This is a genomic window from Bradyrhizobium sp. LB11.1, from assembly GCF_040549385.1.
Classification (GTDB): Bacteria; Pseudomonadota; Alphaproteobacteria; order Rhizobiales; family Xanthobacteraceae; genus Bradyrhizobium.
Map to the genome: position 1 here is coordinate 62,327 of NZ_JBEPTH010000014.1, position 11,784 is coordinate 74,110.

The 11,784-nt window shown below is 64.8% G+C and carries 10 protein-coding genes; 5 read left to right on the forward strand and 5 right to left on the reverse strand.

Annotated features, from left to right (window positions below; all coding sequences use genetic code 11):
• Nucleotides 1–622: 622 nt before the first annotated feature.
• Both ABIA96_RS29135 and ABIA96_RS29140 read right to left on the reverse strand, forming a co-directional pair.
• A complete protein-coding gene (locus ABIA96_RS29135) occupies nt 623–2,104 on the reverse strand; it encodes a hypothetical protein (RefSeq protein ID WP_354140487.1) in 1,482 nt (493 codons plus the stop codon).
• Nucleotides 2,101–3,591, reverse strand: coding sequence for a hypothetical protein (locus tag ABIA96_RS29140; RefSeq protein ID WP_354140488.1), 1,491 nt, complete (start codon nt 3,589–3,591; stop codon nt 2,101–2,103). The genes ABIA96_RS29135 and ABIA96_RS29140 overlap by 4 nt, the downstream gene beginning before the upstream one ends.
• Nucleotides 3,592–4,314: 723 nt before the next feature.
• Between ABIA96_RS29140 and ABIA96_RS29145 the strand changes: the two genes are divergently transcribed.
• Together ABIA96_RS29145 and ABIA96_RS29150 are read left to right on the forward strand one after the other, a co-directional pair.
• The gene (locus ABIA96_RS29145) at nt 4,315–4,479 is read left to right on the forward strand and encodes a Flp family type IVb pilin (RefSeq protein WP_045002731.1); all 165 of its coding nucleotides are present in this window, start codon (nt 4,315–4,317) and stop codon (nt 4,477–4,479) included.
• A 169-nt stretch (nt 4,480–4,648) separates the two neighbouring features.
• Entirely contained in the window at nt 4,649–5,893 is a 1,245-nt protein-coding gene (locus ABIA96_RS29150) for a glycosyltransferase family 87 protein (RefSeq protein WP_354140489.1), read from the forward strand.
• 40 nt (nt 5,894–5,933) lie between these two features.
• On the opposite strand, the gene ABIA96_RS29155 is transcribed toward ABIA96_RS29150, so the two are convergent.
• Complete coding sequence (locus ABIA96_RS29155; protein WP_354140490.1) at nt 5,934–7,526, reverse strand: glycosyltransferase 87 family protein; 1,593 nt, start codon at nt 7,524–7,526, stop codon at nt 5,934–5,936.
• A 346-nt stretch (nt 7,527–7,872) separates the two neighbouring features.
• Here ABIA96_RS29155 and ABIA96_RS29160 point away from each other — a divergent pair, with 346 nt between their 5' ends.
• Nucleotides 7,873–8,553, forward strand: a complete 681-nt coding sequence (locus ABIA96_RS29160; protein WP_354140491.1) for a helix-turn-helix domain-containing protein — start codon at nt 7,873–7,875, stop codon at nt 8,551–8,553.
• Nucleotides 8,554–8,703: 150 nt separating this feature from the next.
• Here ABIA96_RS29160 and pyk read toward each other — a convergent pair whose 3' ends face one another.
• Nucleotides 8,704–10,140, reverse strand: coding sequence for a pyruvate kinase (gene pyk, locus ABIA96_RS29165; protein WP_354140492.1), 1,437 nt, complete (start codon nt 10,138–10,140; stop codon nt 8,704–8,706).
• A complete protein-coding gene (locus ABIA96_RS29170; protein WP_354140493.1) occupies nt 10,137–10,733 on the reverse strand; it encodes a DUF1036 domain-containing protein in 597 nt (198 codons plus the stop codon). The genes pyk and ABIA96_RS29170 overlap by 4 nt, the downstream gene beginning before the upstream one ends.
• Before the next feature lie 178 nt (nt 10,734–10,911).
• Here ABIA96_RS29170 and ABIA96_RS29175 point away from each other — a divergent pair, with 178 nt between their 5' ends.
• Together ABIA96_RS29175 and ABIA96_RS29180 are read left to right on the forward strand one after the other, a co-directional pair.
• Complete coding sequence (locus ABIA96_RS29175; RefSeq protein ID WP_354140494.1) at nt 10,912–11,217, forward strand: DUF1244 domain-containing protein; 306 nt, start codon at nt 10,912–10,914, stop codon at nt 11,215–11,217.
• Nucleotides 11,218–11,413: 196 nt separating this feature from the next.
• Nucleotides 11,414–11,686 carry a DUF2312 domain-containing protein gene (locus ABIA96_RS29180; protein WP_007596286.1) on the forward strand — a complete coding sequence of 91 codons (273 nt, stop codon included), beginning with the start codon at nt 11,414–11,416 and terminating at the stop codon, nt 11,684–11,686.
• The last annotated feature ends 98 nt before the right edge of the window (nt 11,687–11,784 follow it).

An 11,784-nucleotide genomic window follows, 5' to 3' on the forward strand; every position in this document is an offset into this window, starting at 1 on the left:
GAAGCAATCCAGACTGTCACCGCGGCGGGATTCTGGATTGCTTCGCTGCGCTCGCAATGACGATGTGGATGCAGTGGTGTTCGCAACAACACCGCTCCCGTAGGGTGGGCAAAGGCGCGCAAGCGCCGTGCCCACGACCTCTCGGGAGTCGCGACAGGTGGTGGGCACGCTGCGCTTTGCCCGCCCTACGGGTCCCGACGCTGGAATGAATAGCGTTGCGCTCCTATAGCGGGCCGGTGTCCGCCTTCGGTGCGCTGGGTCGAGACGCGGAAACACAAGTGGGCAAATTCAGTCCGCTACCCCCATTGAAAGGACATCAATGGGAGGCTTCGATGATCCTCCCCCTTGATAGAGAGGCCCGCCAGATCACGAACAGGGCATCGCGGCGGGCTAAGCTGCCTCGCGTTGGCCATGATTTCGAGCGTACATTCGCCCAATCTGGGCGATGGCAGGGCAGTTGCAATGACGGCTCAGTCCCACAAGACCGCGGAAGAGGAGTACGAGGAGCAGGTTCGCATCCTCCTCCGTATCGTTTCAGCCTCCACTTTGGGGCTTCTCGCTTTTGCTGCGGGCCTGCTGATCGGGACCTTTCTGTTTTCGTGATCGAAGATGAGCTGCGTCGTCACTTCGATGTGGTGGCGGCCGCGCCTGCGGCATCGTCCCGTACATGCACCACCGCGATCTTGTCCGCGTAGATCCGCTTCCAACCCTTGATATGATCCAGGATCTGGGCCGCCGGTGAATCCACCGTGAGCAGCGTTGCGTCGATCCTGTTGTCGTCGAGCGTGCGCAGCAGGCCGGAGACGTCACGCCCGTCTTCGGCGGCAAAATAGTCCATCAGGAATCCTTCGCCATAGAGCTCCGACCGTCCGTCGACGAAAGGCCTGATGTCGCGGACGATGAGGTAGCCGCCGAAGCCATAGGAATTGAAGATGCGCGCGGCCTTGCGCTCGGTCAGCACATCGACTGCCGCAACAGGCGTCTGCGCCGTCGAGAATTCAAAGGCATGATGGCCCGCAAAGGTCGCCGTCGCGGTTGCGGTCGCAAGCACGATTGCCACCGCGGCCAGCGCCGCCGGGGCGCCGGGAGCCATCCGCAAACCGCGCGGTGCATCCGACGCGGACCTGAACCAGCCGCTCAGCGGCTGCGCCAGGACCAGAGGAACGAGCACGCCGAAGGTTTCGATGCTGCGAACATGCGCCAGCGCCATCCAGGTGGCGCCGAGGATCAGCAGCACGCGCGGCGGCGACAGCGCCAGCCCACGCGTGAGCGCGAGGCCGAGCAGTCCGAGCAGCGCGCCCGCGAACGGGCTGAACGAGCTGAAATCGGCCGGACGCCATTCGGCGATGACGGAGAAGGATTTGCCAAGGCTGAGGATGCGGGCGGCACCGAGCAGCGTGTCCAGGCCGTAGGGCGTGCAGCAGCTCGCCGCCAGTGCGCCAAGCCCGAATATGGCCCAGCGCATCGCAAGCGCCAGCCGGCGTGCCGGCGCGGCGCGCCAGAGCGCTTCGAGGCCGATTGCGCCGATCAAGGCGAGCCCGAGCACGAAGCCGCCGTGGAGATTGGCCCATAGCGTCATCAACGGCAGCAGCAGGAAGGACGGCGCGCGGCCGCGGTCAGCAGCCGCCATCAAGGCGCCGGTCCAGGCGACCATGACCGGCAGCGCGAGCACATGTGGGCGAGCCAGCAGATGTGGCGCGGCCAGCGTCATCGCCAGCAGGCAGAACACCAGCGCATAGGGCAGGTCGAGATGCCGTTGCAGGAAGGTCAGCAGCAATCCCATCGCCAGCGCGATCGCAGCCGCGGTCAGCACGACGGGCCCGGCCCATCCCCATCCGGCATAGGTCGTCGCGAACAGAACCTGCGACAGCCAGGAGGTCGAGAGCCAGACCTCACCCTGGCGCGTCAGCGAATAGAGGTCGGTCCAGGGCACGGCGCGATGATCGAGAATCCACTGGCCGACCTTGATCTGCCAGAGCGTATCCGGATCGTGCAGCAGGCTGTCGCCGCTGACCAGCAGCAGTAGAAAGGTCGCGGCCGCGACGCACAGCGGCGCCAGATTGCGCCGGGCTCGCGCGATCGGAAGGCTGGCCGTGATGGTCATGGCTTGGCCGGGGCGACCGCCGCTGGCTCGCCGTCCCGCACATGGATCACGGCGATGTCGTCGGCATAAAGCCGCTTCCAGCCCTGGATGTGATCGAGGATTTGCGGACCCGGCGTATCGGCCCCCAGTAACGTCGCGTCGATCTTGTACTCGTCAAGCAGCTGCGGCAGCAGCGCGGGCTTCTTGCCCTCGGTGGCCTTGAAGAAGTCCATCACGAACTTCTCGCCATAGAGCTCGGCACGGCCGTCGACGAAGACCGGGACGTCGCGCGAGATCAGATAGCCGCCGAACTGGTAGCCGTTGAAGATCCGCTGCGCCTTGCGTTGCTGGAGCAGGTCGACGGCGGCGACCGGCGTCTGATCCATCGTGAAGGTGAAGCGGTGATGCGACATGTAGATCGAGGTCGAGGTCCAGGCCGCGGCGGCGATCATCAGTGCGCCGATGACGGTGACGTAGTGGCCCGTCCAGCTCTCGCTCTCCTGCGCGTCAGTTTGTGGCAGCGGCGATGTCTCGCCGAGCGGCTTGGCCAGCACCAGCGGCACCAGGAAGGCAAAGGCCTCGATGCTCCTGACATGGGTGAGCCCCATCCAGGTGAAGAGCAGGATCAGCAGGATGCGCGGCGGCGACAGCGTCAGGCCGCGAAACAGGCCGATCGCGATCAGGCCCAGGATCGCGGCCTCGAACGCGGAGAACGAGGCGAAATTCGCCGGCATCCATTCCGAGATAACCGACAGCAGCTCGCCGAGATTGAGGATGTTGGTCGCGCCCAGCAGCGTGCGCCAGCCATAGGGCGTGACGCAGGCGGCGACCATCGCGGCGACGCCGAACAGGAACCAGCGCGCGAGCAGCCGCACCTGCTTGCCGGAATCGAGAGTCCAGATCGCCTCCAGCGCCATCGGGCCGATCAGCGCGAGGCCGAGCACGAAGCCGCCGTGAAGGTTGGCCCACAACGACATCAGCGGCAGCCAAACCCAGGACGGCGTGACCTTGCGATCGGCGGCATTCATGAGAATGCCGACCCATGCGATCATCACCGGCAGCGCCAGGATGTGCGGCCGCGCCAGGATGTGGTGCAGCGACAGCAGCACGGCCAGCATCGCGAACAGCACGGAGCGCGGGATTTCGAGATGGGCATCGAGCAGATAGACGAAGATCGCTGCCGACGCCGCGATCGCGAGCGCGGTGAGGACCACGGGGCCGGCCCAGTCCCATTGCGTATAAGAGACTGAAAACAGAATCTGCGACAGCCATGATGTCGATATCCAGGGCTCGCCGAGCCGTGTGAACGAATAGAAGTCGGTATAGGGAAGCGCGTGGTGATCGAGGATCCATTGCCCGATCTTGATCTGCCAAAACGAGTCGGAGTCCTGAAGCAGGGTGTCGCCGACATAGAGGAAGAAGAGATAGGCGCCCGCGCCGACGCACAGCGGCACCAACGCGCGCGCGCGGCTCTGCACTGCAATGCTGTTGGTGAAGGATAGGGACATGCCGCCTCGTCTTGTTCTTGGTCCTGTTGGCCGAGCGGGCGGCATTGAACCATGGCGGTCATAACTTCCGGTAAATCGGCGGGACTGAAGCGTGATGCGATGAGACTCGGCTAGCCTCGATGGAGGTCCGTTCCCTCCCCCGTGTGGGGGAGGTTAGGGAGAGGGGTAGCCCAGGAAAAGGTGGTCGTTGTTGATGATGCGCCGATGGCAGGTGCGCGACGGATAGAATCCCCGTGTGGCACCCCCCTCCCTGCCCCTGCCCGCAAGCGGCAGGGCTATCGCATATGGGCTTGGCGAGGCCTGAGCGAGCGCCTCGTCCTTCGAGACGACCGCTCCGCGGTCTCCTCAGGATGAGGCTGAACGCAGCTTTGCGTGTCGAAATTGCTGCCACGTACTCCGTCCTCATCCTGAGGGCCCGCCGGAGGCGGGCGTCTCGAAGGATGGCCACAAGCGAGCTTCCCGCCGCGTTTTCCTCATATGCGATAGCCCTGCCACAAGGGGGGAGGGAATGGAGAGAGCGAGGCTTCATGTCCCTGCAATTTAACCGATTGTTTTAGATTTCGGTTTACCATCGTCGAATACATACAAACGGTTCCGTATTTCCGCAGTCGAATTAACTGCGGCGCAAGTCTTTGCCCTTACGTTCGGTTCCATGGTTGGGCGGCGCTGGGAAGCCGATTAGACCAGACCATTGAAGCCTCGTGTACCTTTTGGGAGCAGTCTATGAAGAACCTCGTTTCGCGTTTCGTGAAGGACGAATCCGGCGCCACCGCCATCGAATACGGCCTGATCGCCGCCGGCATCGCGCTGGCGATCATCACCGTCGTCAACAACCTCGGCACCACGCTGAACGCCAAGTTCGGCTCGATCTCGTCCAGCCTCAAGTAAGCCGGACGATCAACGGAATACCGAAGAGCCCTGTCATCGACGGGGCTCTTTTTGCTTTGCCCGAAGCATCGCGCGGGGCATTCGTCAAGGAGGCTTAAGCCTCCTTCAAGTCACTCGGGTGTATGGCTTGCACGCATCTGCGTCACCGTATTGCGTCAAAGGAAGCCGCATGGCCGAAGCCTCGTCCGTCCCGCCTGCTGTTGGTCGTCCCGGCGCACTTCCAGCCACGCTCCTCAACATCTCCTTCGTGCTGGCAATCGTCACCCTGGCGTATTTTCCGACGGCCTATCTCACGCATGTGTGGATCTTTGGCGCGGACGGACGCGGAATCCCGACGGACTTCGTCAATGTCTGGGCGGCCGGGAAACTGGCGCTCGAGGGCCATCCCGCGCTGGCCTGGGATTGGGACATCCAGAAGCAGGTCGAGCTCGCGCTGCTCAAGCAGGATTTTGTCGGCCATTTCGCCTGGCACTATCCGCCGCCCTTCCTGTTCGTGGCCTCCTTCCTCGCGCAGTTTCCCTATGCGATGGCTTTCATCGGCTTTGCCGCATTCAGCATGGTGCCTTATCTGGCCGTGATGCGCGCGATCATCGGGCGCAATGCGGGCCTTGTGCTTGCGATTGGATCTCCCGCCACCTTCATCAACATCCTGGTCGGGCAGAACGGTTTCCTCACCGCCTCCCTGATCGGCGGCATGCTTTATCTGATGCCGGCGCGGCCCGTGCTGGCGGGAATCTGTTTGGGCCTTCTGAGCTACAAGCCCCAATATGGACTGCTGTTTCCGCTGGTGCTGATCGCCGCCGCCGAGTGGACGGTGCTTTTCACCGCCGCCATCGTCACTGTGACGATCGCAGGGGCGTCCTGGCTCGCATTCGGGACCGAAAGCTGGCAGGCCTTCTTCCACTGGATTCCGATGTTCTCGCAGGCCTTCCTGACCGAAGGAAGGGCGCCCTGGTTCAAGATGCAGAGCATCTTCGCGTTGGTGCGCTATGTCGGCGGCACCGAGCAGCTCGGATGGATATTCCAGTGGGTGTTGACGGCAGCGGTTGCCGTCGTGCTGGTCGTGATGTGGCGGAGCAGGCTGCCCTACGCGCTGAAGGCGGCGATGCTCGCGGCGGCAACGCTGCTCACGACGCCCTATCTCTTCATGTATGATCTGGTTGTGCTGGGCATCGCGGTGGCCTTTCTCGTCCGCGCCGGGCTCGATGAAGGTTTCGCGCGCCACGAGGTGTTGGCCCTGGCGCTCGTCTTCGCGCTGCTTGCGAGCTTCCTGTTTCTCGGCCAGCCGGTGGGCTTCCCGGCAATCCTCATCGTCTTCGGGCTGATCCTCGGCCGCTGCGCAGCCTGGCGGGCTGCCGAGGCTCGGGCTACCGAGGCTGCATCGCTGCAGCTCGCAGCAACACGAACGAACTGAGAAACTCGAGCAAGCTCCGAGTGCGCTCGACCGTGAGACGCTAATGCGAAGCCCGCTCGATGAGCGGGCAGCTTTCGAGCATCGTGCCGGGGCGGGCGCCCTCGATGGCGACACAGGGCCTGGTGGGATCGATCGCAAGCGCGTAGCGATCCAGCAGCGCGCTACGGTCCGGCTCGCCGCGCATGTGCAATTCGCGGAGACCGCCGGGCAGGGGAGCCTTCAACCCGGCGCGGATGCGCTGGTCGAAGATGCCGCCGGGGACGATGGGCACACCGATATCGGCGAGCAAATAGAAGCGCGACTGCGGCGGAAGCTGCGGCGCGATATAAGCCAGCGGCTTGCCGAGGATAAAGTAGATCGCGGGCTGATCGAGCTCGTCGGCGATCTTCGGTCGGTAGGCGTCGGACCAGGGGCGGTGCCACCAGTCCGCCGGCTGCGACCACAATGCGATCGCCGCTGCAACCGTCAACATCAGCGCGTTCGGCGGAACGGGGGATGCCGTCAGCCATGTCGGCCCCGCGCTCGCAGCGAGGCGCGCGATCAGCAGAACGATGATCGGGCCACACAACAGTTCCAGAACGACCGCATAGCGCTGGATCGAGAACAGGCCGAGCCACGCCAGGTACGAGACTGCAAACAGCACCAGCAGCTGCACGTCGCGTCGTGTGAGGATTGCGCTGGCGCGCGTCATGCGCGCAAACAGGCCAAGCACGAGCAGCACCATCACGACCGCGAAGCGCGCGTCGCGGAACGGATGCTCCGCGCCTCTGTGGTCACCCATCAGCCAATAAAAGGGATAGGCCAGCGCGTCGGGCACGCTGTGCGGCATGAACTGCGCGTCCATCAGATTGATGGCCGCCACCTCGCCTGATTGGAAGACGGCATTGAACAGCGGGAAGATCGGATTGCCGGTGTCGCGCCAGGCGATCAGGCACCATTCGCCGCCGGCGAGCGCCGCGCCGACAATCCCGCCGAGTCCGAGAAGGACACTCGCCCGAAGCGGACGCGCTGAGGCGAGCACTGCCGCGGCTGCGCCTATCGCATAGACGACATTGGTCAGCTTCAGCCCGACCGCGGCGCCGATCAGGAGACCGGCCAGCAGGTGGCTGGCTGCGGGCCGGCGATCCGCAGCCAGGATCAGAAGGAAACCGCCGATCACGGGCAATGCCAGCAGCACGTCGGAAAAGCTCGTGCCCACTTCCGAGAGCGTCATCGGACCTGAGGCGGCGATTGCGATCGCCGCCGCGATCGCCGCGATGGTTGCGGCCTGGCGCAGGACCACGCGTGCAAACAGGCAAATGAGCGCGAGGTTGAGGCCGTGAATTGCGCCGATGATCATCAGCCCATACGGCGACGGCAGGAAGTGGCGGAGGTAATAGACGGGAAAATAGACGATCGGATTGAAGTAGGTTTGAAAGCCCGGCGGGACCGCATCGACGCCATAGCGGCCGTTGAGCACGGCCCAGACATTGTATTCGTGGTAGTTCTGCCAATCCCAGTTGACGTCCTCGCCCATCGCGAAGGTGTAGAGCGCGCCCGCCAGCATCGAGCAGACGACAATGGCAACGGGTGAGAGCGCATTCCCGCGCAGGTTCGTCGTCCATGATCGCCGCAGGCTTTCGGCCGCGGGCACGGGAGGGCAGTCGGGCAAGTCAGCAGTGGTTGTCGTGCGCTGCAGCATCAAGGCGCCACGTCCGATGGCAGCCCCTTTTCGAAAACGGGATGCGATGCAAAAAGCATTCTTGTGGGGCGCATTGCCGAATTCCGGTTGATCCTCGTAGGACTATGACCAGCCAGTTAAGGTTGCATGAATCAATGCACGGACCGCTTGCCTGGCGCGCGAGCGATCCGTCACGCATTTGCTTCTTGTCATCCCCCCTGAATAGTTGTTCAGTCCTTGCGGGGCGATTTGCATCTATTGCAGTGACGAAGCGTTCGGCCGCGGGCGTGCGGCAAGCGTGTGGGACAGGAAGCGCGCCATGGTTTATCGGCGAACGCATCAAGTGGTTAAGCGTCTTGCGGCGCGGCGCAGCGCCATCCTGGCGGCGGCAAGGGAAGCCGCAGCCGAAGGCGGCATGGCGGCAGTGCAGATCGCACCGGTCGCGGTCCGGGCCAACGTGGCGGCCGGCACCGTCTATCGTTACTTCCCCTCCAAGGCCGAGCTGATCTCCGAATTGATTTCCGAGGTTTCGCGTGACGAGCTCGCGGCGATCCGGCGCGCTGCGGATACCGCGCCTGGGCCGTCCTCGGCGCTGGCGGCGGCCGTGACCACGGTGGCTGTCCATACGCTGTCGCAGCGCCGGCTGGCCTGGGGCATCCTGGCTGAGCCTGTTGATGTCGACGTCAGTGCCTCGCGCCTTGCCAGCCGCCGCGAGATTGCCGGCGAGATCGCAGGGCGGATCGACGCCGCCGTGCGCGCCGGCCATCTGCCGGCGCAGGACACCGCGTTGGCCGCAACTGCACTGCTTGGTGCGCTGCACGAGGCGCTCGTCGGCCCGCTCGCGCCCGACAATCTCGAAGATCACGTCAAGATGCGCGATGCGGTGCAGACCGTGACGCTGCTGGCGCTGCGCGCCGTCGGCGTCATGGACGCCCGCGCCCGCGGTCTGGTGGTGCAGCAGACGCTGTTGCCAACGACCAAGGCGCTGGTCGGGGCTTAAAACGCCGGTGCTACGGGGGCGGCGAGCTGATCGTGCTCACGCCGTTGCCTGAGCACGTCTTTTCGCAAAACCCGAGCACAGCAGCCGAACGGGCCGGCTACTGTGCATGGGGTTGTTTTCTCGGTTTTTGTTGGCCGGGCGCGGGTCGCCTCAGATATCCGCGTCGCCCTCGGGGCCGACGGAGGCGATACGCACCATGTTGGTGGTGCCGGGAATGCCGAGCGGGACGCCGGCGACGATGATCACGCGCTGGCCGGCGCGGACGAAACCGTCGCGGAAGGCGATCTGCCCGGCGCGGCTCACCATGTCGTCCTGGTCGCGCGCATCTTCCGCCACCACGCAATGCACGCCCCACACGACGGCGAGGCGGCGTCCGGCCTGGATGTTCGGCGTGATCGCCACGACCGGCGGCTTCGGCCGCTCGCGCGCCACGCGCACGGCGGTGGAGCCCGAGCTGGTCCAGCAGATCAGCGCAGGCAGGTCGAGGGTCTCGGCGATCTGCCGCGCGGCGTCGGCGATGGCGTCGCCCGCGGTGGATTCGGGGGCGGGGCGCTGCGCCGTGAGCACCGAACGATAAGTTGGATCGCGCTCGACCTCCTCGCCGATGCGGTTCATGGTCGAGACCGCCTCGACCGGGAATTTGCCGGCCGCCGATTCCGCCGACAGCATGATGGCGTCCGCGCCTTCATAGACGGCGGTGGCGACGTCGGAGACTTCGGCGCGGGTCGGCACCGGCGACTGGATCATCGATTCCAGCATTTGCGTTGCGATCACCACCGGCTTGCCGGCGCGGCGCGCCATGCGCGTCATCTGCTTCTGCAGGCTCGGCACGCGCTCCAGCGGCAACTCGACGCCGAGGTCGCCGCGCGCCACCATCAGCGCGTCGGAAGCCTCGATGATGTCGGCGAGGCGATCGATCGCCTGCGGCTTCTCGATCTTGGCCATCACCGCGGCGCGGCCGCGGATCATCTTCTTGGCCTCGATCACGTCATCGGCGCGCTGCACGAAGGACAGCGCGATCCAGTCGACGCCGGTGACCAAAGCGGCCTCGAGGTCGGCGCGGTCCTTGGGCGTCATCGCCGAAACGGCCAGGTCGGTGTCGGGCAGGCTGACGCCCTTGCGGTCGGACATCTTGCCACCGACCACGACGCGCGTCACCGCGTGCTCCTTCGTGGTCTCCTCCGCGATCAGCCGCACCTTGCCGTCGTCGAGCAGCAGCGCATGGCCAGGCCGCAGCGCTGCAAGAATCTCCGGATGCGGGAGATTGACGCGCGTGGCGTCGCCGGGCGTCTTGTCGGAATCGAGCGTGAAGGTCTGGCCATTCTGGAGCTGGACTGCGCCTTCGGCGAAGGCGCCGAGCCGGAGCTTCGGGCCCTGGAGATCGACCAGGATGCCGATCGGGCGGCCGTAGCTGCTCTCGACATTGCGGATCGTCGCCACCAGCTCCCGCATCTTGTCATGCGGGGTGTGGCTCATATTGATGCGGAACACGTCGGCGCCGGCCTCGAACAGGCGGCGGATCATCGCGAGATCCGAAGAGGCAGGTCCGAGGGTCGCGAGAATCTTGATACGGCGAAGACGCCTCATGGCTTATTTCCAGGCGGGGGGGCAGCGGCCGGTGGCAGGCCGGGCGAGCCCGGGGGCGTAGCACCGGGCGGGCTATTGGGCAAACCCGGAACGCCGCCACCAGGGCCAACAGGGCCGGGCATCCCGGGGACATGCGGCTGTGACGGCTGCTCGTTGGCATCGGTGAGCTGCACCGTCCAGGCCCGCTGCTCGCCGGTATCGACCTCGAAATAGCCGGTCCGGTCATAGCCGCGCGCCAGGCAGTCCTCGGTGCCGCGGATGGTGAATTCCTTGTCGCGCGAGCACATGAAGGCCTGCCCCGACCATTCGCCGCCGCGGTCATAGTCGATCGCGTAAATGTAATAGTAACGGGCGACCAGCGTTCCCCGCAGCAGGGTCTCGCAGGAGCGGGACGAGATGTTCCACCAGCCTTCAGTGGTCCAGCCGTCGGCGTCCTTGTAGCCGAGCGCGATGCCGACCCGGCTGGACGTGTTGTTGCAGAGCCGGAAGTCGGCCGAAGCCGGGCTGGCCCAGAGACACAACAGGCCAACCACCAGCACCGGGACCAACCGGGCGAGCAGGCGAAGGGGGGAGCGGGGAGATTCGGCGATCATTGTCGCGGAACGTATACCAGATGATTGACGATTTGGCGTAGGCCGGGAACGGCCCCATTGTTGGCTCAGGGGGCCGTTTGCGCCGCGATATGGCAAAATCTGTGACAGGACCCCACCTGATCCCGTAAGGGTGACCACCATCGGGGCCAAAGCCAATTCGGGCCTAAGGGATCCAGACATGGCAATCGACGACAAAACCAGAACGGAACTCGAAGCGGCCGCTTTCCGTCGCCTGGTCGATCATCTGAAGACGCGGACCGACGTCCAGAACATCGATCTGATGAATCTGGCCGGCTTCTGCCGCAACTGCCTGTCCAACTGGCTCAAGGACGCCGCCGACGCCCAAGGCGTCGCTCTCAGCAAAGATGAGAGCCGGGAGGCCGTCTACGGCATGCCCTACGAGACCTGGAAGTCGAAGTACCAAGGCAAGGCCGCGCCCGAGCAAATCGAGGCGATGAAGAAGGCCCATCCCCACGATCACTGAGGGAAGCGTCGAGACGCGCGCTGAGTCGCGCCACACAACACCTTTCTTTGCTCTCCTGCAGGAAGATGTGGGCGCGCTGTGGACGAGCGCGATGCTTGCTTGAACGCAGTCGGCACGAACCCTATGGGTCTAGCCAGCACGCGCGGTGAGGATGCCGGCGTCACCTCGTTTTGCCAGTTCCATTGGGAGTACCAAGATGGCCACCTCCGCCGCCGTCCGCGACGACGAGCCCGCGACGAAATTTGCCAAAGACCAGCTCAAATCCATCATCGAGCGCATCGAGCGGCTGGAGGAAGAGAAGAAGGCGATCTCCGACGACATCCGCGACGTCTTCGCCGAAGCCAAGGGCAACGGCTACGACGTCAAGGCGCTGCGCACCATCGTGCGGATGCGCAAGCAAGACCCCAACGAGCGCGCCGAGGCCGAGACGATTCTCGAGACCTACATGCAGGCGCTGGGGATGATCTGAGGCGATGAGGCCGCAGCGTCACCGGTAGGAAATACCTCGTCCCGCCGCAGCGCACCCAGCTTGGGCAAAATCCGCTTGTCTGCTAGAGTGCTCGGTGA